At 34.0% G+C, this 21,494-nt stretch carries 18 protein-coding genes; 17 read left to right on the forward strand and 1 reads right to left on the reverse strand.

The genetic code is table 11. The features are described 5' to 3' along the window. The first annotated feature begins 50 nt into the window (after positions 1-50). The 3 genes from pfkA to F9279_RS13830 all read left to right on the forward strand — a co-directional run bounded on the left by pfkA (position 51) and on the right by F9279_RS13830 (position 3,399). Positions 51-1,016, forward strand: a complete 966-nt coding sequence (gene pfkA / locus F9279_RS13820; protein ID WP_226793517.1) for a 6-phosphofructokinase — start codon at positions 51-53, stop codon at positions 1,014-1,016. A gap of 108 nt (positions 1,017-1,124) precedes the next feature. Next, positions 1,125-2,885 carry a pyruvate kinase gene (gene pyk / locus F9279_RS13825; protein ID WP_152113987.1) on the forward strand — a complete coding sequence of 587 codons (1,761 nt, stop codon included), beginning with the start codon at positions 1,125-1,127 and terminating at the stop codon, positions 2,883-2,885. Positions 2,886-3,006: 121 nt separating this feature from the next. Then, positions 3,007-3,399: an FxsA family protein gene (locus tag F9279_RS13830; RefSeq protein ID WP_152113989.1), complete on the forward strand. Its 393-nt coding sequence runs from the start codon at positions 3,007-3,009 to the stop codon at positions 3,397-3,399. A gap of 54 nt (positions 3,400-3,453) precedes the next feature. On the opposite strand, the gene ytvI is transcribed toward F9279_RS13830, so the two are convergent. After that, the gene (gene ytvI / locus F9279_RS13835; RefSeq protein ID WP_152113991.1) at positions 3,454-4,578 is read right to left on the reverse strand and encodes a sporulation integral membrane protein YtvI; all 1,125 of its coding nucleotides are present in this window, start codon (positions 4,576-4,578) and stop codon (positions 3,454-3,456) included. Positions 4,579-4,871: 293 nt separating this feature from the next. Between ytvI and F9279_RS13840 the strand changes: the two genes are divergently transcribed. The 14 genes from F9279_RS13840 to F9279_RS13905 all read left to right on the forward strand — a co-directional run bounded on the left by F9279_RS13840 (position 4,872) and on the right by F9279_RS13905 (position 21,476). Next, positions 4,872-5,333: a DUF441 domain-containing protein gene (locus tag F9279_RS13840; RefSeq protein WP_152113993.1), complete on the forward strand. Its 462-nt coding sequence runs from the start codon at positions 4,872-4,874 to the stop codon at positions 5,331-5,333. Positions 5,334-5,858: 525 nt separating this feature from the next. Continuing rightward, positions 5,859-6,974, forward strand: coding sequence for a citrate synthase (citZ, locus tag F9279_RS13845; protein WP_152113995.1), 1,116 nt, complete (start codon positions 5,859-5,861; stop codon positions 6,972-6,974). Between the two features lie 176 nt (positions 6,975-7,150). Next, positions 7,151-8,419: an NADP-dependent isocitrate dehydrogenase gene (gene icd / locus F9279_RS13850; protein WP_152113997.1), complete on the forward strand. Its 1,269-nt coding sequence runs from the start codon at positions 7,151-7,153 to the stop codon at positions 8,417-8,419. Positions 8,420-8,533: 114 nt separating this feature from the next. After that, the gene (mdh, locus tag F9279_RS13855; RefSeq protein ID WP_152113999.1) at positions 8,534-9,469 is read left to right on the forward strand and encodes a malate dehydrogenase; all 936 of its coding nucleotides are present in this window, start codon (positions 8,534-8,536) and stop codon (positions 9,467-9,469) included. 375 nt (positions 9,470-9,844) lie between these two features. Further along, positions 9,845-10,558, forward strand: a complete 714-nt coding sequence (locus tag F9279_RS13860) for a response regulator transcription factor (protein ID WP_152114001.1) — start codon at positions 9,845-9,847, stop codon at positions 10,556-10,558. 1 nt (position 10,559) lies between these two features. After that, positions 10,560-12,317, forward strand: a complete 1,758-nt coding sequence (gene pnpS, locus F9279_RS13865) for a two-component system histidine kinase PnpS (protein WP_152114003.1) — start codon at positions 10,560-10,562, stop codon at positions 12,315-12,317. Between the two features lie 729 nt (positions 12,318-13,046). Next, positions 13,047-15,671, forward strand: a complete 2,625-nt coding sequence (gene polA, locus F9279_RS13870) for a DNA polymerase I (RefSeq protein WP_152114005.1) — start codon at positions 13,047-13,049, stop codon at positions 15,669-15,671. An 83-nt stretch (positions 15,672-15,754) separates the two neighbouring features. Beyond that, positions 15,755-16,579, forward strand: coding sequence for a DNA-formamidopyrimidine glycosylase (gene mutM / locus F9279_RS13875; protein ID WP_152114007.1), 825 nt, complete (start codon positions 15,755-15,757; stop codon positions 16,577-16,579). Positions 16,580-16,683: 104 nt separating this feature from the next. Next, the gene (ytaF, locus tag F9279_RS13880) at positions 16,684-17,319 is read left to right on the forward strand and encodes a sporulation membrane protein YtaF (protein WP_152114009.1); all 636 of its coding nucleotides are present in this window, start codon (positions 16,684-16,686) and stop codon (positions 17,317-17,319) included. A gap of 131 nt (positions 17,320-17,450) precedes the next feature. Further along, on the forward strand, positions 17,451-18,059 hold the full coding sequence (coaE, locus tag F9279_RS13885) for a dephospho-CoA kinase (RefSeq protein ID WP_152114011.1): 609 nt from the start codon (positions 17,451-17,453) through the stop codon (positions 18,057-18,059). A gap of 86 nt (positions 18,060-18,145) precedes the next feature. Continuing rightward, positions 18,146-18,601, forward strand: a complete 456-nt coding sequence (gene nrdR / locus F9279_RS13890) for a transcriptional regulator NrdR (protein ID WP_152114013.1) — start codon at positions 18,146-18,148, stop codon at positions 18,599-18,601. A gap of 166 nt (positions 18,602-18,767) precedes the next feature. Further along, complete coding sequence (locus tag F9279_RS13895) at positions 18,768-20,183, forward strand: replication initiation and membrane attachment family protein (RefSeq protein ID WP_152114015.1); 1,416 nt, start codon at positions 18,768-18,770, stop codon at positions 20,181-20,183. Between the two features lie 15 nt (positions 20,184-20,198). After that, positions 20,199-21,128, forward strand: a complete 930-nt coding sequence (gene dnaI / locus F9279_RS13900; protein WP_152114017.1) for a primosomal protein DnaI — start codon at positions 20,199-20,201, stop codon at positions 21,126-21,128. Between the two features lie 39 nt (positions 21,129-21,167). Continuing rightward, positions 21,168-21,476, forward strand: coding sequence for a hypothetical protein (locus F9279_RS13905; RefSeq protein WP_152114019.1), 309 nt, complete (start codon positions 21,168-21,170; stop codon positions 21,474-21,476). Positions 21,477-21,494 lie beyond the last annotated feature (18 nt).

The following is a 21,494-nucleotide window of genomic DNA, read 5'->3' on the forward strand; positions in this document are numbered from 1 at the left end:
TGTATATTTTGTTACATAGTTTTTCTAGAAGAACTTTAGAGGTGATTAATTTGACAGTAAAGAGAATTGGCGTATTAACAAGTGGTGGAGATGCACCAGGAATGAATGCTGCAATTAGAGCGGTTGTTCGTAAAGCAATATATCATGGTGTTGAAGTATATGGAGTAGTTGGAGGATATGCAGGATTAATCAGTGGTAACTTCAAGAAACTTGAAGTTGGTTCTGTTGGCGATATTATTCACCGTGGTGGAACATTCTTATTCTCTGCTCGCTGTGAAGAGTTCAAAACAAAAGAAGGACAACAAAAAGGAATTGAGCAACTGAAAAAGCACAACATTGATGGACTAGTTGTTATCGGTGGAGATGGTTCTTATATGGGTGCGAAGGCGCTTACTGAACAAGGTTATCCTTGTGTAGGTGTGCCTGGTACAATAGATAATGATATTCCTGGCACGGAGTTTACTATTGGATTCGACACAGCACTTAATACTGTAATTGATGCTATCGATAAAATTCGTGATACAGCTACATCTCATGAAAGAACCTTTATCATTGAAGTAATGGGAAGAAACGCTGGAGATATTGCTTTATGGGCTGGTTTAGCAGGTGGAGCAGAAACAATTTTAATTCCTGAGGAAGGCTTTAAAATTGACGAGATTATTGCTCGTCTGAAAAAAGGTCAAGAGCGTGGCAAAAAGCACAGTATTATTGTTGTTGCTGAAGGCGTGGCGAGTGGTGTAGAAGTAGGTAAATTAATTGAAGAAAACACTGATTTTGACACACGTGTTTCTGTTTTAGGACATATGCAACGTGGTGGATCTCCTACTGCATCTGACCGTGTATTGGCTAGTCGTTTAGGAGCATATGCAGTTGAGCTACTTGTAGAAGGTAAAGGCGGAAGAGCAGTTGGAATAGAAAAGAATGCTTTAGTAGATTACGATATCATTGAAGCACTTGGCCGCAAACATACAATAGACAGCAATCTTTACCACCTATCTAAAGAATTATCTATCTAATGATCCTATGAATGGGATTTAAGATTTTTATTCTTGTAGTAGAAGAATCTTAAATCCCTTCATTTATGTAAAAAAATATTTTATATCTAATATCGGAGGTTATTTGTAATGCGTAAAACGAAAATTGTATGTACTATTGGACCTGCTAGTGAAAGTATAGAGAAATTAACTCAACTTATGCAAGCAGGCATGAACGTTGCACGTTTAAACTTTTCACATGGTGACTTTGAAGAACATGGTGCAAGAATTAAAAATATCCGTGAAGCAGCTGAAATTACAGGTAGTAATATTGCTATCTTATTAGATACAAAAGGTCCTGAAATTCGTACAAACAATATGAAAGATGGAGCAATTGAACTTGTATCAGGAAACGATATTATCGTTTCTATGAAAGAAGTAGAAGGTACAACGGAAAAATTTTCTGTAACATATGAAGGCTTAATTGAGGATGTTCAAGTTGGAAGCAAAATTCTACTTGATGATGGCTTAATTGGTCTTGAAGTAACAGGTGTGGATAACGCAGCAGGTGAAATACATACAAAAATTCTTAATACAGGTACACTAAAAAATAAAAAAGGTGTAAACGTTCCTGGGGTTTCAGTTAAATTACCTGGAATCACTGAAAAAGATGCTAATGACATCCGTTTTGGTATTGAACAAGGTATTGATTTTATCGCTGCTTCATTTGTTCGTCGCGCATCAGATGTATTAGAAATTAAACAATTGTTAAAAGAAAACAATGCTTCCCATATTCATATTATCCCTAAAATTGAAAACCAAGAAGGTGTGGATAATATTGATGAAATTTTAGAAGTATCTGATGGATTAATGGTTGCTCGTGGAGATCTTGGTGTAGAAATTCCTGCAGAAGATGTGCCATTAGTTCAAAAATCTTTAATCAAGAAATGTAATACTCAAGGTAAACCAGTTATTACTGCTACACAAATGTTAGATTCTATGCAACGTAATCCACGTCCAACGCGTGCGGAAGCAAGTGACGTTGCGAATGCAATCTTTGACGGAACAGATGCAATTATGCTTTCTGGGGAAACAGCTGCTGGTACATATCCAGTAGAAGCAGTACAAACAATGAATAACATTGCTTCAAAAGCAGAGACGGCTTTAAACTATAAAGAAATCTTGTCTAAACGTAGCAAAGATTCGGAACAATCTATTACAGATTCTATCGGTCAATCAGTTGCTCATACTGCATTAAACCTTGAAGTTAAAGCAGTTATCACTCCGACTGGAAGTGGACATACTGCAAGAATGATCTCAAAATATCGTCCAGAAGCACCAATTATTGCTGTAACTTATGATGGGAAAATCCAAAGACAGTTAGCATTAGTATGGGGTGTGTATCCTCGTGTAAGTAATAAATCTGAGTCTACAGATGAAATGCTTGATGTTGCTGTACAAGAAAGTGTAAACAGCTCTATCGTAACACATGGTGATTTAGTTGTAATTACAGCAGGCTTACCAGTTGGCGAAGCAGGAACTACTAATATCATGAAAATTCATGTAATTGGTGATATTCTTGCTAAAGGACAAGGAATCGGACGCAAGACAGCTTTCGGTAAAGCAGTAATTGCTAAAAATGCAAAAGATGCTCTTGAAAAAGTAAAGCAAGGATCTATACTTGTAACAACTGGCACTGATCGCGATATGGTTCCTGCATTAGAAAAATGTAGTGCTCTAATCGTAGAAGAAGGTGGCTTGACTAGTCATGCAGCTGTTGTGGGATTAGAAATTGGTATTCCAGTAATAGTGGGTGTAGAGAATGCTACAAACATCTTAAAAGATGGAGTAGATATTACAGTAGATTCTCGCAGTGGCTATGTATATAGTGGACATGCTAGCGTACTTTAATATTAAAAAATAGATAGCTAAGGAATGTCTCTCATAGTGAGACATTCCTTTTTTCTATATTTATATTTAGAAAAAGGATATAATAGAAATATCCTTATTGTACAAGGTGGTGCTATACATCATGCGAGCATTCTTGATTTTTTTGCTAGTAATCCCTATTCTCGAACTGACTATATTTCTTATTTTAGGAAATTATTTTGGAATAGCAGAAACATTACTAATGATTATTGGTACTGGGATTATTGGCGGAATACTAATGAAAAAACAGGGTTTAAAGGCTGTTCAAAATGTGCAACAACAGATTCAAAATGGAATCATGCCAGGAGATGCCATTATTAATGGTTTATCTGTATTAATAGGTAGTATTTTATTACTATTTCCAGGATTCATTACAGATATAGTAGGAGTTCTTATCTTAATTCCTATTACAAGAAAGCTTTTTAAGGCTCTTTTAATACGATATCTTCATAGAGCAATACAAAAACGAAATAGAGTAACCATTATTCATCGCTGATAAAAAAAGAAGCCCTACAGAGAGGAGTTATTCTGTAGAGCTTCTTTTATTTTGTTATTTCGATATAGGTTTTTCTCCCTTGATATAATTCCATATATCTAGGAATACATTAGCCTTATGTAAGGTGGATAAAATAACAAGTGTAACAGGTCCGATGATTAATCCAATGAATCCTAAAACCTTAAATCCAACAAATAAAGCTATAAGGGTGGCTAAAGGATCTAACCCAATATTAGAAGATAATATTTTGGGCTCCATTATTTGTCTTTGTACAAGTACTAAAATAAACAATACTGTTAGGCCGACAGCTAATCCCATATTGCCAACAATCACTTCATAAATAATCCATGGTACAAAGATTAAACCAGTTCCTAAATAAGGAATAATATCAACTAGTCCAGTTAGGAGGGCAATGGTAATAGCATAGTCAACTCGTAATATTAAAAGACCGATTAATATAATAACAGTAGTGATGGAAATAAGGGTAACTTGAGCCTTTAAAAATCCGAATAGAGCCTTTTTTAAATCGAAAAATACTGTTTTCCCACTATTAATCCATTTAGAAGGAAATAATCTACTAAATTTATTAGATAATTGTGCCCAATCTTTACTAATGAAGAAGGTTGCTAATAAGGAGAAAATAATGACAGTTGCGGCATTTGGAAACCAGGATAGAATAATTGGGATATTTTGAAAAAAAGCTTGTAAGAAGTCACTCATTACTGTGCCAACTTCTTCTCCCACACTTTTAATATTATTTATTATGGTTTCTTGTTGGCCGGTTCCTAAGCTGTCAAAGGTTTGGGTGATTTTATTATAGATGGGAATCACTTGAGCTGCGATTAGATTCTCAATATATTGGATAATGGTATCTACTTGTTTAGGTACCACATCCGCAAGGTATGAAGCTCCTGAAACAATTTCGGCAATTAAAAAAAATACAATTCCAGCAAAAAGAGATAAAATAAAAAATATACTTAAAACTACTGCAAATGCACGTGGAAGCTTACATTTGAATTGAAAAAAATTAACAACGGGGTTCATTAAAAAAGCAATAAGAAATCCAATAATGAATGGATAGGTTACCTTGGATAAATAAATCGTGCTTACAAATAATACACTAATAACAGCAATAACAATAAAAAAGCGAATGGTACGATTAATGTAAGTTGAATTCAATTCATATCCTCCAGTAGATATTAGAATAAACGTCGGTGACTTATGACTAATTCTTGATAAAACTATATTTATGCATGTACAAGTAGAAATCCTTCTTTTTTAAGGTGATTTCACATACTTTTATTTTTTATCTTGTTGAGGTTCTTCTAGAAATTTGTTTAAAAGTGATTTATAATGTCGTGCAGCCTTTTTATAATGTTATAGCTTATTATAAGGGATAGTATGAGAGTAAGCATGATAGGAACAATGTGTTTGAAATGAAAAAGAAAATTTGGATATAAAGGTGGATGGAAATGTTCAGTCAACCAGCACTATTTCTATACTTATTACTTGGAATAGCCATTCTCGCAAAGAATAATTCATTATTAATAGCCATTGTATTCTTACTTGCTATGAAATTATTAGGATTGGATGCGAAAGTATTTTCCTATATTCAAACAAAGGGAATTAATTGGGGAGTAACAATTATTACGATAGCTGTTTTAATCCCAATTGCAACAGGAGACATTGGTTTTAAAGACTTATCAACCTCCTTTAAATCACCGTATGCATGGATTGCGCTTATTTCTGGTATCTTAGTTGCTTTGCTTGCAAAAGGAGGAGTGTCTTTATTGTCAGAAGACCCGCAAATTACCACAGCTCTTGTATTGGGCACAATACTTTCTGTTTCCCTTTTTAACGGTGTTGCTGTTGGACCGTTAATAGGTGCGGGCATTGCATATGCTGCTATTAAAATGGCAGGTTGGTTTACCTGATTACATGATGTTATCAGGTGTTAGGGCATAAGGTATTCATCCATGCCCTAACAAGATCTTATTAAATTAATGTGTATATTGGAATAAAAGGTTGAAAGAAGAATATAGTAAAAAAGAGTATTAAAAAAAAATTTTTACTATATCTACAGTTTTTAAGTATAAAATATGAGACATTTTCCTTTTTATTGTTTATAATGAGTATGTGGTTACAATCTTCTCAATTAATAAAATAGCAAGATAACTTATTTTTTTATTTAAAAATGTAAGCATTTTCAAATTAGCTATAATTCCATTATTTATCTTTTTTTAAGCTCCCTCCTTCTTAGTTTAAGACCCAAAAATACCTTTTTCATTGATTTTTAGGTACATTTTCATGTAATCTAAAAAAATAGTAAACTTTTAGAGTAATTCAAATTGTCTGTTTATATGTAATGGCATTTTTGGCTAACTACGATGTAAATAGAGGGGAGTTCGTTAAGCTTTATTTGTACTAACTAAAAGAGTAGATGTAAAGGAGAGATAGGTATGGCTGTAACTAAAGGTCTTGAAGGAATTATTGCTACTACATCTTCTATAAGTTCCATCATTGATGATTCACTAGCATATGTAGGATATGATATAGATGTACTAGCAAATAATTCTAGTTTTGAAGAAGTTATCTATTTATTATGGCATAAAAAGCTACCAACAATGGAAGAATTAAAGGAGTTTAAGCAATTATTAGCTCACAATGCTGAACTTCCACCTTCTTTAATAGAGCAAATGAAATTAATGCCTTTAAATGAAGTACATCCTATGGCGGTGCTTCGTTCTGCAGTTTCTTTGCTAGGTACTTATGATGAAAGTGCAGATTTAATGGATAATCATGCAAACTATATGAAAGCTGTTAAGCTGCAAGCGAAAATCCCAACCATTGTAACTACCTTTTCAAGATTAAGAAAAGGATTAGATCCTGTGGCTCCTAGATCGGATTTGGGTTTTGCTGCAAATTTCTTGTATATGTTAACTGGAAATGAACCTGAAAATATTTCTATAGAAGCATTTAATAAAGCTTTAGTCCTTCATGCCGATCATGAACTAAATGCTTCCACTTTTACAGCTAGAGTGTGTGTAGCAACATTATCCGATGTATATTCTGGTATTACATCAGCAATTGGTGCTTTAAAAGGTCCATTACATGGTGGAGCTAATGAGGCAGTAATGAAAATGTTATCAGAGATTGGTAGTGTTGACCAAGTAGAAGAGTATATTAAAGAGAAAATGGAACGAAAAGAAAAGATAATGGGATTTGGTCATAGAGTGTATCGAAAAGGTGATCCTCGTGCCAAGCATTTGAAAGAAATGTCTAGAAGGCTAACAGACTTATCTGGAGAATCTCATTTGTATGAGATGAGTATAAAAATTGAATCATTACTGAAAGAAGAAAAGAACCTGGTGCCTAATGTAGATTTCTTTTCTGCATCTGTATACCATAGTCTTGGAATAGATCATGATCTATTTACTCCAATCTTTGCAGTAAGTAGGGTTTCAGGTTGGCTAGCTCATATCTTAGAGCAGTATGAAAACAATCGTCTTATTAGACCTAGAGCCGATTATGTAGGTCCAGAACGCTTGGAATATATCCCTGTAAATCAACGTTAAATGAAAGATGATTCCAAAAATATAGAATTTTGTTATACTTGTATTGTAGGCTATTCACAAAGCTTCATAATTTAGAGCGTATAATTAGCTTTTTTAGCTTGTTATATATAGGTGTTAGTGCTTTTTCTATCTGTAACTTACAGTAGAAATAGTAATAAATATACGGAGGGATATGCATGCAAGGAGAAAAAATATCAGTAGTAGATGGAGTACTAAACGTACCAGCAAACCCAATAGTTCCCTATATTGAAGGAGATGGAATTGGACCAGACATCTGGGCAGCTTCTGAAAGAGTTCTAGATGCTGCTGTCGAAAAGGCATATAAAGGGGAAAAGAAGATTGTCTGGAAAGAAGTATATGCTGGAGAAAAAGCATTTAATAAAACAGGAGAATGGTTACCTTCTGAAACATTAGATGAAATTAAGGAGTACTTAATTGCTATAAAAGGACCTCTTACAACGCCAGTAGGTGGAGGTATTCGTTCTTTAAATGTAGCACTACGTCAAGAATTGGATCTTTTTGTTTGTTTACGTCCTGTAAGATGGTTTGAGGGTGTTCCATCTCCAGTGAAAAGACCGCAAGATACAGATATGGTGATTTTCCGTGAAAATACAGAAGATATTTATGCAGGAATTGAGTATGAAAAAGGTTCAGAAGCAGTAAATAAATTGATTACGTTCCTAAAAGAAGAAATGGGAGTAAACAAAATTAGATTCCCAGAAACATCAGGAATTGGTATTAAACCAATTTCGGAAGAAGGAACAAGTCGTTTAGTGCGTGCAGCTATTAATTATGCTATAAAAGAAGGACGCAAATCAGTTACTTTAGTACATAAAGGTAACATCATGAAATATACAGAAGGTGCCTTCAAAAACTGGGGTTATGAGCTTGCTGAAAAAGAATTCGGTGATAAAGTGTTCACATGGGCACAGTATGATCGCATTAAAGAAGAGCAAGGATCAGATGCGGCAAATAAAGCCCAATCAGAAGCAGAGGCAGAAGGTAAGATTATTATAAAAGATTCTATCGCTGATATCTTCTTACAACAAATTCTTACGCGTCCAAAAGAATTTGATGTTGTAGCAACGATGAATTTAAATGGTGATTATATTTCTGATGCACTAGCTGCTCAAGTTGGTGGAATCGGTATTGCACCAGGTGCGAACATTAACTATGAGACTGGTCATGCCATCTTTGAAGCAACTCATGGAACAGCACCAAAGTATGCAGGACTAGATAAAGTGAATCCTTCTTCTGTTATTTTATCTGGTGTTTTAATGCTAGAACATTTAGGTTGGACTGAGGCAGCACAATTAGTTATAAATTCTGTTGAGAAAACAATTGCATCAAAAGTTGTAACATACGATTTTGCACGTTTAATGGAGGGTGCTACTGAAGTTAAATGTTCTGAATTCGGAGATGAATTAATTAAGAACATGGGATAAGAATTAGTAGAAAGGTAGAAGGGAATTAAAGATGCCTTCTACCTTTTATTTCATTTGGGTGAAATTTTTGATTATGCAAGCAATGTTTTCATGGCTCACAAGGGGGAATGAATTATGGGTAGGCGCAAGAAAATTTCTATTATTGGTGGAGGATATACTGGTGCAACAACCGCCTTTCTATTAGCACAAAAAGAGATAGGTGATATTGTATTATTAGATACTCCTCGCAATGAAAAGTCTGTAAAAGGAAAAACATTGGATATGTTTGAAGCAAGTCCAGTTCTAGGATTTGATGCTAATATTATCGGTACTTCAAATTACATAGATACAAAGGATTCAGATATAGTTATTATTACAGCTGGAATTGCTAGAAAACCAGGTATGAGTAGAGATGATTTAGTTCAGACTAATCAAGGAGTTATGAAAGCTGTTACGAGAGAAATAGTAAAATATTCTCCAAATTGTATTATTATCGTATTGACAAATCCTGTTGATGCTATGACTTATACGGTTTATAAGGAATCAGGATTTTCTAAAAATAGAGTAATTGGGCAATCAGGGGTTCTTGATACCGCCCGTTTTAGAAGTTTTATTGCGATGGAATTAAATTTGTCTGTTAAAGACATAACTGGCTTTGTTTTAGGTGGTCATGGGGATGATATGGTACCGCTCATTCGATATTCTTATGCTGGGGGAATTCCACTAGAAAAATTGATCCCTTCACACAGAATAGAAGAAATAATTGAAAGAACTAGAAATGGTGGTGCAGAAATTGTCAATTTGCTTGGTAATGGAAGCGCTTATCATGCCCCTGCAGCCGCTCTTACTGATATGTGTGTGGCAATTATAAAAAATCAAAGAAGAATCTTACCTACTGTTGCTTATCTAGAAGGAGAATATGGATATTACGATCTTTATTTAGGGGTACCAACTATCTTAGGTGGGAATGGTATAGAAAAAATTATTGAATTAGACTTGTCAGATGGCGAGAAAAAAGCATTAGATAAATCTGTATCATCTGTTCGTAATGTATTAACAGTATTAAACTAAATTACATAGAAAAAGACTTGTTTCCAAAGAGATTTATCTTTCAGGAAATAAGTCTTTTTTTGACCAATGAAAAGTTAAAGGCTATGATTAAGTATGTTTCGTTCTGTTGACAACTAAGTATATATAGAAATGTAGAATTATGGTGATATTAGAGATATCTTATGTGAATTAGAGGATACAACCACTAGTAATTTTGTTGGATAAATACTTTTCTATATATACTCTTATATAAAAGGAGAGGTAAGCAATATATACCACTTTTTAGAGTTTGTTTACAGTCGGAAATGTTTTTTCCCATTTCCCTTGTACATTATATTATAATGAATATAAGTTATATGGGGACTTTAGGGGAATTCACATATTTGGAGGCTGAATATGAAGAAAAAAGTTTTAGTAGTAGATGATGAACAATCAATAGTAACGTTACTACAATATAATCTACAGCAGGCTGGATATGAAGTGCTTACTGCAATGGATGGGGAAGAAGGACTGCATCTGGCCCTCACTACTAATCCTGACATTATATTACTAGATTTAATGTTGCCAAAAAAAGATGGCATGGATGTATGTAAAGAACTTCGTCAGCAAAGAGTTTTAACACCAATACTAATGTTAACAGCAAAAGATGATGAATTCGATAAAGTACTTGGACTGGAGCTTGGTGCAGATGATTATATGACTAAACCATTTAGTCCTAGGGAAGTGATTGCTAGAATTAAAGCTGTTCTAAGACGTACGCAAATGCAGGCACTACCTATTACAGAGGAGCAAGAAGAAGAAAAAGAAACTATTAAAATAGGAGAATTAAAAGTATTACCAAACTTTTATGAAGCTTATTTTAGAGGAGATCTTTTAGAATTAACTCCAAAAGAATTTGAATTATTATTATATCTCGTAAAAAATCGAGGTAGAGTATTAACAAGAGATCAATTACTTAGTGCTGTCTGGAACTATGACTTTGTTGGAGATACAAGAATAGTGGACGTACATATAAGTCATTTGAGAGAAAAGATTGAAGAAAACACGAAGAAGCCAATTTATATTAAAACGATTCGTGGGTTAGGTTATAAATTAGAGGAACCGAAGTAAAATGAGAAGTTTTACATCTCGTCTATTAACGAGCATCCTTTTTACCATTTTTATCGTATTTTTAGTAGTTGGAGTTTTTATTAACGAATTCAATAAGAAGGCTTTTATTGATTCGTATGATGCTAGAATAAAACAAGAAAGCCAGCTGCTAGTGAATGTAATAGAAAACCAAGGGGACATTTTTTCTATACCAGCAGGTTTGATCAAAGATTATGCGAGTACGCTAGATGTACAAATAACCTTAGTTGATCAAACTGGGAAAGCTATTATTAACGAGGGAGATATCTCAGATAAATATTCAAAGTATTTGAATCAAGTAGAGGATTCTATCTCTAGTATAGGGAATCAAGAAGATACTACGGTTGTGGAAGTAAGTGGGGATTCAGATTTTCACTTTTACAAACAAAACCTAACGAGTGAAGGCTATTTAGTGATAGGCACTCCATTAGCTGATATAGAAAATACCTATAAGGTACTTGGTTGGGTTATTTTGACTTCTTTGTTGGTTGCATTCTTTAGTATTTTCTTAATATGTTATAAATTAATTAATCGATATATCCGACCAATCGAATTCTCTACAAAGGTGGCTGTGGATATAGCCAATGGAAATTATCATGCAAGAACCTATGAGGATCGAATGGATGATACGGGTATATTAAGTTCTTCTCTTAATAAAATCGCTAAAAATATGCAAGAGATTGTAAGAGCACAAGAAGTACAAGAAGATCGTTTAGGTACATTAATAGAGAGCATTGGAAGTGGCTTGCTTCTCATTGATAGTAGGGGATACATAAACTTAATTAATAAATCATATAAAGATTTATTTTCTGTTCGCTCTACGGATTATTTATATAAGCAATATTATAAAGTAATTCCGTATAGAGAAGTAATTGATCTAGCAGAAGAGATTTTTATGACAGAGAATAAGGTTATAAGAGAAATGAAGTTAGATATAAACAATGAGAAGAAGAATTTTCAAGTCTATGGTGTTCCTATCATTGGTACGAATGATAAGTGGATGGGAATATTAATTGTATTTAATGATATTACGGAACTGAAAAAGTTAGAGCAAATACGTAAAGACTTTGTTGCAAATGTATCTCATGAATTAAAAACACCGATTACTTCTATTAAAGGATTCTCAGAAACACTACTAGATGGAGCGATGGAAAATCAACATACATTGGAAGAGTTTTTACGGATTATTTTAAAAGAAAGTGATCGTATGCAAACACTCGTTCAAGATTTACTAGATCTTTCTAAGCTAGAACAACATCATTTCTCCTTAAACAAGGAGAAATTCAATATTATAGAAGTGTTGAACAAAGCAACCAAGATGCTTGAAGGAAAAGCAGAAAGTAAAAATATAGAATTGAATTTCTACCAAGAGAACGACATTATTCCTATTGAGGGAGATCGAAGTCGTTTAACACAAGTATTCTTAAATCTCATTTCAAATGCGGTTTCTTATACACCTAATAATGGAAAAGTTAACGTAAGTGTCATAGAGAAGAAAAAGAAGATAGATATATTAATAAAAGACACAGGTATAGGAATAGAGCAAGCAGAGATTCCAAGGATTTTTGAGCGTTTTTATCGAGTAGATAAAGCTAGAAGTAGAAATTCAGGGGGAACGGGTCTAGGCTTGGCTATTGTAAAGCATTTAATAGAAATTCACAAAGGAATTATTAAAGTGGATAGTAAGGTGGGAGAAGGAACCACTTTTACTATTACTTTAAACAAAGAATTTCCTTTTTAAAGAGTCACATTTCTTCATTGGATAAGTGGTGTTTCCTATATCTCATACGAAGTGCTCCAGTCCCTCCGTTCCTAAACGGGTGTCTGCCGCTTTTCGGATTGTCTAGCTACAGGCACCCAGGAACTCCAGGACTTCACACTTCTTCTTACGATAAGTCAACATCAGTTCACTAGCGTTCACTGTGTTTCCTATATCTCATACGAAGTGCTCCAGTCCCTCCGTTCCTAAACGGGTGCCTTCCGCTTTTCGGATTGTCTAGCTCCAGGCACCCAGGAACTCCAGGACTTCACACTTCTTCTTACGATAAGTCAACATCAGTTCACTAGCGTTCACTGTGTTTCCTATATCTCATACGAAGTGCTCCAGTCCCTCCGTTCCTAAACGGGTGCCTTCCGCTTTTCGGATTTACACTAGTTTTACATTTATTTTATGGGGGATTTACAATTGGTTGGTACAATAATTGATGAAGTCCCCCTTATCCATTAGGTTAAGGTCATAAGCTAAAAGCTACCCCGCTTTTGGCTTTCCCTATGTTGTATAACTTGTGAAAATATATAAAGGAAGCAGAGTTTGTTTCGTTTATGGTAAATATCATCCTCTAGTAGAGACAAATACTAGAGATGATTACCTTAGCGGAGTAATCTCTGCTTTTTTTACATTTAGTTATTGGTCATGTAAAATAGATAGTAATAAAAAGTACATACCAAATCGGATTGAGGATGTGATTTCTTGAAAAAGAAACTAATATTAATAGATGGAAATAGTATAGCATATCGAGCATTTTTCGCTTTGCCATTATTAAATAATGATAAAGGGGTACACACAAATGCCGTTTATGGTTTTACCATGATGCTTATGAAGATTTTAGAAGACGAGAACCCTTCCCATGTTTTAGTAGCCTTTGATGCTGGGAAAACTACTTTTCGTCATAAAACCTTTAGTGAATATAAAGGTGGGCGTCAAAAGACTCCTCCTGAATTATCGGAGCAGTTCCCCTATATAAGAGAGCTATTAAAAGCTTATGGTATCTATCATTATGAGTTACCAAATTATGAAGCGGACGATATCATTGGAACTCTTTCTCTTCAAGGAGAAAAAGAAGATTATGAAGTCATTGTTATTTCTGGAGATAAGGATTTAACACAGCTTAGCTCTAATAAAACAACCGTTTATATAACAAGAAAAGGGATTACCGATATAGAAGCATATACACCTGAACATATTAAAGAAAAGTACGGATTAACGCCTGATCGAATCATAGATATGAAGGGGTTAATGGGAGATAGTTCAGATAATATACCTGGAGTACCAGGAGTTGGAGAAAAAACAGCCATTAAGCTTCTAAAGGAATTTGATTCGCTTGAAAATCTACTAAGTTCTGTTGAACAAGTAAGTGGTAAGAAATTAAAAGAAAAGCTAGTAGAATTTAAGGATCAAGCTATTATGAGTAAAGAATTAGCGACCATTACCAGAGAAGCTCCATTGACTATTACTTTAGATAATACTGAATTTCCAGGAATGCAAACAGAGCAATTAAAGCCTCTTTTTAAAGAATTAGGATTTAATTCTTTATTAGATAAATTAGGAGTTACAACGGAAGAAGAAGATCTAGAATTAGATGAAATAGACTATACATTTGTTGAAGAGATAACACCTGACATTTTTGCTGATACAAATATCTTATATGTAGAAATTTTAGAAGATAACTATCATTATGCACCAATTTTAGGATTAGCTCTTTTAAATGACAATGGAGCATTCTATTTGCCATTAGATTTAGTACTTGACTCACAAGACTTTAAACAATGGGCTGAAGATGAAACAAAAGAAAAAATGGTATATGATGCGAAAAAATCAGAAGTATCACTAAGGCATAAGGGAATTCACCTAAAAGGTATCACCTTTGATGTATTAATAGCTGCTTATTTAGCAGATCCTTCTGCAACGATAGAAGATGTAGCCTCAGTCGCAAAATCGTATCATTATAAAGGTGTACAGTCAGATGAAGCTTTTTATGGAAAAGGTGCTAAAAGGAAGGTGCCAGAAGCAGAATTCCTTTCTGAACATATTGTGAGAAAAGCACTTAGCTTACAAGCAATAAAAGAACAAATGGAAGAAGAGCTAAAAAGAAATGATCAAGAATCATTATTTTATGATTTAGAATTGCCTTTAAGCCTAGTGCTAGCTGATATGGAATCAACAGGTGTAAAAGTAGATACAGAACGCTTGAAAACGATGGGTTTGGAGTTAACAGAACGATTAAAACAGATAGAAGGTCGTATTTACGAACTAGCAGGAGACACCTTCAATATTAATTCACCTAAACAGTTAGGTGTCATTCTGTTTGAAAAATTAGGACTACCTGTTGTAAAGAAAACAAAGACTGGCTATTCTACTTCAGCAGATGTGCTAGAGCAATTAGCTAGCTCACATGAAATTATTAGAGAAATCTTAGAATATAGACAGCTTGGGAAATTACAGTCTACTTATATTGAAGGACTACAAAAAGTAGTTCATAATAGCAGAATTCATACTAGATTCAACCAAGTCTTAACACAAACAGGAAGGTTAAGCTCTATTGATCCTAATTTACAAAACATTCCTATCCGATTAGAAGAAGGAAGGAAAATTAGAGAAGCTTTCGTACCTACTGAAGAAGATTGGGTTATTTTTGCAGCGGATTATAGTCAAATTGAGCTTCGAGTTCTCGCACATATTGCAAACGATGAGAGGCTAATAGAAGCATTTAAGGAAGATCACGATATTCATACAGAAACAGCTATGTCTGTATTTCATGTAGGTGCAGAGGAAGTAACCTCTAATATGAGAAGACATGCGAAGGCTGTCAATTTTGGGATTGTTTATGGAATTAGTGATTACGGTCTTTCTCAAAGTCTTCATATTACTAGAAAAGAAGCAGCTAAATTTATTGAACGTTATTTAGAAAGCTATCCTGGTGTGAAAAACTATATGGAGGAAGTAGTGATAGAAGCAAAACAAAAGGGATATGTTTCAACATTACTCCAAAGAAGAAGATATTTACCAGATATCACAAGTAGGAATTTTAATTTAAGAAGCTTTGCAGAAAGAACAGCTATGAACACTCCTATTCAAGGAAGTGCAGCAGATATTATTAAAAAAGCAATGATTGAAATGGCTAAAAGATTGGAAGCAGAAGGCCTACAAGCAAAGCTATTACTACAAGTACACGATGAACTTATATTTGAAGCACCTGCTGACGAAATTGAAAAGTTAAAAGAAATAGTACCAGATGTAATGGAGAATGCAGTTGAACTAAGTGTACCTTTAAAAGTAGATTATGCTTACGGAAAAACTTGGTATGATGCTAAGTAAAGGCTTTACTGTTTTTCTATTTTAATAATTGTTCTTATTAATTATGCAAGGAAACCATTTAATAAAAGGAAAGAGATGTTTCTATGCCAGAATTACCAGAAGTTGAAACAGTTAGAAAAACCTTAAAACAACTTACTCAATATAAAGTCATTAAAGAAGTAGTTGTATCTTGGGCGAAAATGATTAAGAAGCCTGAAAATGTCGAGGAATTCTCTGATGCACTTATTGGACAGAGGATAGAAGATGTTAAAAGAAGAGGGAAGTTCTTACTGATTGAAACAACAGACTTCACCATCGTTTCCCATTTGCGTATGGAAGGTAAATATGGGTTGTTTCAGCAAAACGAGCCTGTAGATAAACATACTCATGTTATTTTTTACTTTGAAGATGACACTCAACTACGATATAAAGATGTACGTAAGTTTGGAACCATGCATTTATTTCAAAAAGGGGAAGAGTTACATGCTATGCCTCTTTCCCAATTAGGACCTGAGCCGTTTGCAGAAGACTTTACAATTGATAATTTTACAAAGCAATTGGCTAAGACTACTAGAAGTATTAAAACTGCTCTGTTAGACCAGAAAATAGTGGTAGGGTTAGGGAATATATATGTGGATGAAGCACTGTTTCGAAGTAAAATACATCCTGAAAGAGTAGCAAATACCCTTACCACCAAAGAAATAGAAGGATTGTATAAAGAAATTATTTCTACGCTTTCTGAAGCAGTTGAAAAAGGTGGAAGTACCATTAGATCTTATGTTAATTCACAAGGTCAAATTGGGATGTTTCAGCTGGAGCTTTATGTATACGGTAGGAAGGGGCAAGAATGTAAAGTGTGTGGAAGCACATTAGAAAGAATCATAGTTGGTGGCAGAGGAACTGTTTTTTGTCCAACATGTCAAAAGTAAGTGACTTTACGGGAACACTTTAAATAATGCTAGTTACCTGAATAACATTGGATGGGCTCTTTCCATATAGTATATTACTATTTCTTTGGAAGGAGCTTTATCTTATGAGCCAGGTTATTTCCCTATTGTTACTTGCGATTGCTGTTAGTATTGATGGGTTTAGTGTTGGTCTAACTTATGGATTACGTAAAATGAAAATACCTTTAAATTCCATTTTAATTATTGCATGTTGTTCTGGACTTACACTGCTGTCAGCGATGTTCTTAGGTCATGTTATTACAAGGATATTTTCCCCTTCTTTAGCAGAAAGTATTGGTGGTATCATTCTAATACTTTTAGGTGGCTGGATCATTTATCAATTCTTTAAGCCGACGAAGGAAAAAGAGGTAGTAACGGAAGAAAAACACATTATTAATTTTGAGATAAAATCATTAGGTATTGTCATTAATATATTAAAGAAGCCTTTATCGGCAGATTTTGATAAGTCTGGGACTATAACAGGGCTAGAAGCCGTTATGCTAGGATTTGCTTTGTCGTTAGATGCTTTTGGTGCGGGTATTGGAGCTTCTATGCTTGGTTTTTCTCCCATATATTTAACACTTGCTGTTATTGTTATGAGTACGTCCTTTGTATCGCTAGGAATACTTTCTGGGAATTTATTATCAGCGAAAAGTCGGTTGGATAGGTTTGCCTTTATTCCTGGAATTATATTAATTATCATAGGCATGTTTAAATTATAAGATTATGTAAAGCTAATACATTTAAGTAAGCATGATGCAAAAAGAAGGCAATTAAAATCACTTTGTTGTCTTCTTGCTGCATGAGGCTTAGTAAGTACATATTGAAAAAATAAATTCAAGGAGGGGAAGATGTGACTTTAATAATTGGACTAACAGGTGGAATTGCTAGTGGAAAGAGCACCGTTTCTTCTTATTATAAATCATTAGGGATTACGATTATAGATGCCGATATAGAAGCGCGATTAGCAGTCGAAAAAGGGGAACCGGCATACATAAAGATTGTGGAACACTTTGGGAAAAACATCCTTCATGCAGATGAGACAATTAATCGACAAGCATTAGGAGAGATTGTTTTCAATGAGGAAAGGGAGCGTCAAGTACTTAATAGTATTCTTCATCCAGATATACGAAGAAGAATGGAAGAAAAAAAAGGGGAAGCTATTCATCTAGGTCTCCCATTAGTTATCTTGGATATTCCGTTGCTTTATGAAAACAAGTTAGAAGGCATGGTCGATAAAACGATTCTTGTGTATGTGGATGAGGATGTACAAATAGAGCGTTTGATGGATAGAAATCATTTAGATGCTAAACAAGCTAGGAATAGAATGGATGCTCAATTGCCTCTATCTTCTAAAAGGCTATTAGCAGATGAAATAATTAATAATAATCAATCAATAGAGAATGCTATAAACCAAGCGAAGGAAATATTAAAGAAATGGGATGTATTCCCTTGTGAATAGATATTAATACTTGTATAAGCAAATATTTTATTATAATATCAGAATTAAGAATATACAAGGAAAAAAGAATTCGGAGCTGATTCATAATGAGATGTCCATCATGTCAACATAATAGCACCCGTGTTCTGGATTCACGACCAGTTGATGAGTATAAATCTATTCGCAGAAGAAGAGAATGTGAAGTATGTGGATATCGCTTTACTACTTTTGAGAAGGTAGAAGAGATTCCTTTAATAGTTGTGAAAAAAGAAGGAACACGGGAAGAGTTTAGTCGTGATAAAATTTTAAGAGGTTTAATTAAAGCATGTGAAAAAAGACCTGTAGCATTAAAGCAGTTGGAAGAGATTACAGCTGATATAGAAAAAGAGCTAAGAAGTAATGCTGCTTCTGAAATAAATAGCGAAGCAATTGGAGAAATGGTGATGGATCGACTGGCAAAGATTGATGAAGTTGCTTATGTGAGATTTGCATCTGTATATCGTCAGTTTAAAGATATAAATGTCTTTATTGAAGAATTAAAAGAATTAATCAAGAAAGACTAAGTGCAACTAGTAGGTTAGCAATGTTTAAATTTATGTGTTCGTTATTTTGGTATATACACTCATGGGGTCTGAACCTTGTATTGGGACAGTCCCTTTTCCTTTTGCCTAAATGTATCACATAGTAGTATATTTATATGTACGAAAGTATGGAAAGGATATGATCATTATGTCTCAGCATTGGCATGATTTGTTGCCAGTAGACAGATATCAAGTGGCTGTCAATGGACTCATAAATGATTATGACCGTAAGATTATTACCTTTCTTTATCAACCTTTAATAGGTACTAAATGTTTAGGGTTATATATGACTTTATGGGCAGAGGTAGAAGAAAATCGTTTATGGGCAACATCTAATACACATCACAGTTTAATGAACTTTATGAGTTGTGGCTTAAAAGAGATTTATGATGCAAGAATGAAATTAGAAGGTATGGGACTTTTAAAAACGTATTTAAAGAAAGAAGAGGATAATCGTTCCTTTGTTTATGAATTACAGCCACCTCTATCTCCTGCACAATTCTTTCTAGATGGTATTTTAAATGTTTATTTATATAGAAAAATAGGAAAAAATCAATATAGTCGATTGAAAAAGTTTTTTTCAGATGGTCAAGCACCAGATATGAAAGAATATGTGTCTGTTACGAAAGCTTTCCAAGACGTATTTATGTCTGATCATATAAGCGCCATTCGTGCAAATTATGAGCTTGAGGATCTAGAAGAAGAGAGTGAAAAGTGGATAAGTCGAAAGGAACAGTCTGGAATTCAAATACAGGATGATTCCTTTGATTTTGAATTACTCTATGTAGGGATACATGAATCGTTGCTATCACAAAAAGCTTTTACTAAAAAAGTAAAAGATGCGATCCAAAACCTTGCTTTTATTTATGGAATTGATCCTATTCAAATGAAGAATATTGTTATTAGTGCCATTAATGAGCAGGATGAGATTGACATAGAAGAGCTTCGAATTGCAGCTAGAGACTGGTATCAATTTCAGCATAATAATTTGTTGCCGAAGCTAGTAGAACGAACACAACCACAAGCAGAGTATTCATCTATAGAAGCTCCTACGACGAAAGAAGAGGAACTAATTTATTATTTGGATCATACTTCTCCAAAGGACGTATTAAAAGATATTTCTGGAGGAGTAGAGCCTTCCAAAGCAGATTTGCAGATCATTGAAGAGATCATGTTTACGCAAAAATTATTGCCTGGAGTTATCAATGTCTTAATTCAATATGTCATGCTAAAAACAGATATGAAGCTTACAAAAGGTTATATTGATAAAATAGCAGGACAGTGGGTTAGAAAAAATATTAAAACTGTGAAAGACGCCATGAATCTTGCTAAAAAGGAACATAAGCAATATATGGAGTGGGCAGAAGGCAAGAAAAATCCAACAAATACGACAAAACGAAAAATTGTTCGATCAGAAAAAATACCAGAATGGTTTGGCCAAGGACAACAGAAAAATGGACAACCTATCGATACGGAAAAAGTAAATCAAATTCCTGATAATGAAGAGGGAATCTCAAAGAAAAAGCAAGAACTAGAAGAGCGGATAAAAAATTTAAGAAAATAGGTGGTGAAATCCCCAGTGGAAAAAATCAACGACACCCTGAGAAAGCTTGGAAAGGGTACAGGATTTCAAGAAAGATATCGAGCGATGAAAGAACAGGTGTTAGCTCATCCAGATGTACGTGCCTTTATACGAGAGCATGAAGACGAGATTACCTCACAAATGATGGAAGTGGGAATGGTTAAGCTTTTTGAATATGCTAATCAAAGTAAAGAGTGTAACAAATGCCCTAATTTGGGAGGTTGCATCAATATGATGAAAGGCTACCATCCTAAACTAGTGATTATACGAGGAAATATTGATATTCAGTATGAAGAATGTCCACGAAAGGTTATTCAAGATAACCAACGAAAAAAAGAAAAACTTATTCAAAGCCTATATGTCCCTAAAGATATTTTAGAAGCATCTTTCTCTCAAGTAGATTTAGATGATCAAAGGATGGAAGCGGTGGATGCAGCCATTCAATTTGTTGAACAGTATAAAGAAGGTCAAAGACAAAAAGGGTTATTTTTATACGGTGATTTTGGGGTAGGGAAATCCTATATATTAGGAGCTATCGCAAATGAATTATCTCTAAAGCAGGTATCTTCTATGATTGTGTATGTACCAGAATTGTTTAGAGAAATGAAAAGCTCTATTGCGGATAGTACATTAAATGAGAAGATTGAAGGAATTAAGAGAGAGCCTATTCTAATGTTAGATGATATTGGAGCAGAGACTATGTCTAGTTGGATTAGAGATGAAGTTCTGGGTCCTATTCTACAGTTTAGAATGCTTGAAAACCTGCCTACACTCTTTACCTCTAACTTTGACTTTTATGGTCTAGAGCATCACCTAACTTACTCCCAAAGAGGAGAGGAAGAAAAGATGAAAGCGATGAGAGTAATGGAAAGAATTCGTTACTTAGCTACTCCTGTACATGTAAAAGGAAACAATAAACGAAACTAGAATAAAGTATAATAATCGTACCTCGAGGAGAATTTTTCATTGAATGAAATAACAAATGCACAAAAGCAATTAATAAAAAAATACAAGATATTTTTATGGATTGTAGCTTTATCCCTGTTAATATTGTTTATCCCCTTGTTTCAACAATTTTATAGTCCTGGTTTTTATAAGTTAATCCTTTGGTTAGTTTTAATTGGTTTGGTGGTTACTTATATAGCAAGAAATAATCGATTGCTTTCCTATGTTAAGAGGAAAAGTGAGTTATATAAATTAAGTTTTAGAAAGCTTTATTTAGGTTATTTTGTTATATATATTATTATTTTTGGTGTTTTATTATTTTTATTATAGGTGGGAGATTTCTGTCTC

The sequence above is a fragment of the Bacillus sp. B1-b2 genome, assembly GCF_009183415.1.
In the GTDB taxonomy this organism is placed as follows: Bacteria; Bacillota; Bacilli; order Bacillales; family Cytobacillaceae; genus Niallia.

Coding starts and splice junctions, on each gene's coding strand:
- pyk (WP_152113987.1), top strand. CDS start 1,125: ATGCGTAAAACGAAAATTGTATGTACTATTGGACCTGCTAGTGAAAGT.
- F9279_RS13830 (WP_152113989.1), top strand. CDS start 3,007: ATGCGAGCATTCTTGATTTTTTTGCTAGTAATCCCTATTCTCGAACTG.
- F9279_RS13840 (WP_152113993.1), top strand. CDS start 4,872: ATGTTCAGTCAACCAGCACTATTTCTATACTTATTACTTGGAATAGCC.
- citZ (WP_152113995.1), top strand. CDS start 5,859: ATGGCTGTAACTAAAGGTCTTGAAGGAATTATTGCTACTACATCTTCT.
- icd (WP_152113997.1), top strand. CDS start 7,151: ATGCAAGGAGAAAAAATATCAGTAGTAGATGGAGTACTAAACGTACCA.
- mdh (WP_152113999.1), top strand. CDS start 8,534: ATGGGTAGGCGCAAGAAAATTTCTATTATTGGTGGAGGATATACTGGT.
- F9279_RS13860 (WP_152114001.1), top strand. CDS start 9,845: ATGAAGAAAAAAGTTTTAGTAGTAGATGATGAACAATCAATAGTAACG.
- pnpS (WP_152114003.1), top strand. CDS start 10,560: ATGAGAAGTTTTACATCTCGTCTATTAACGAGCATCCTTTTTACCATT.
- mutM (WP_152114007.1), top strand. CDS start 15,755: ATGCCAGAATTACCAGAAGTTGAAACAGTTAGAAAAACCTTAAAACAA.
- ytaF (WP_152114009.1), top strand. CDS start 16,684: ATGAGCCAGGTTATTTCCCTATTGTTACTTGCGATTGCTGTTAGTATT.
- nrdR (WP_152114013.1), top strand. CDS start 18,146: ATGAGATGTCCATCATGTCAACATAATAGCACCCGTGTTCTGGATTCA.
- F9279_RS13895 (WP_152114015.1), top strand. CDS start 18,768: ATGTCTCAGCATTGGCATGATTTGTTGCCAGTAGACAGATATCAAGTG.